1 protein-coding gene is annotated in these 711 nt (G+C 74.0%); it reads right to left on the reverse strand.

What is annotated here, in order from left to right; genetic code table 11:
- A partial coding sequence (locus E1284_RS41010; RefSeq protein WP_165965638.1) for a hypothetical protein occupies positions 1 to 539 on the reverse strand: 539 nt, incomplete at its 3' end.
- Positions 540 to 711 lie beyond the last annotated feature (172 nt).

Consider the following 711-nt stretch of genomic DNA (forward strand, 5'->3'; position numbering starts at 1 on the left):
GGGCCGGTCAGGGCGGCGGCCCGTTCGATCGCCTGGAGCGCGAACTCCTGGGTGCGGGTGAGCCCGCGCGGCCCGGCGGGGGAGGAGCCGGGCTCTGTCTGCTTCGGCGCGCCCGCGAGCTGGGCCTTCGCGCTGAGCCCGTAGGACAGGAACAGCAGCACGACGAACGCGGCGAGGTACAGCAGGTGCTCGATCAGGCCACCCCACCGCCCCTTGAACACGTCGAGGACGGCGAACATGGCGAAACCCGCCATCCACCCGGCCAGCGGCGGCACGAACAGGAGGTCGCGGCGGAGCGCCACGCCCGCCACCGCGCACAGGACGAGCAGCGCCTCGACCGCCTTGACGGCGACGAGGACGCCCGCGGCCGGGCCGGACCCGAAGTAGCCCTCGGTCTCCTCCACCCGGTCGCCCCACAGCAGGACGCCGCTGACCAGCCCCGTCACCCCGTACGCGAGGAGGAACACCCCGACCGCGTAGTGGAACCGGTGCCACGTCCGCACACCCGAGGCCGGCCGTACGTCCGCGCCCACCGTCATGTTCGCCCCCATGTTCCGGTTCATGTGCTACGCGCAAGATATCCCGGATAGGGTCCCGGGGACCTCCGAAACGCGGGCCGCCCCCGCCTCCCCGGCGCCGGTCCCGCCGCCGGCGCACCGCGCTGACCAGCGGATGTGCTTGCACCCGGGCCGGTGAAGGGGGAGGGTGGGC

This window comes from Actinomadura bangladeshensis (genome assembly GCF_004348335.1).
GTDB lineage: Bacteria > Actinomycetota > Actinomycetes > Streptosporangiales > Streptosporangiaceae > Spirillospora > Spirillospora bangladeshensis.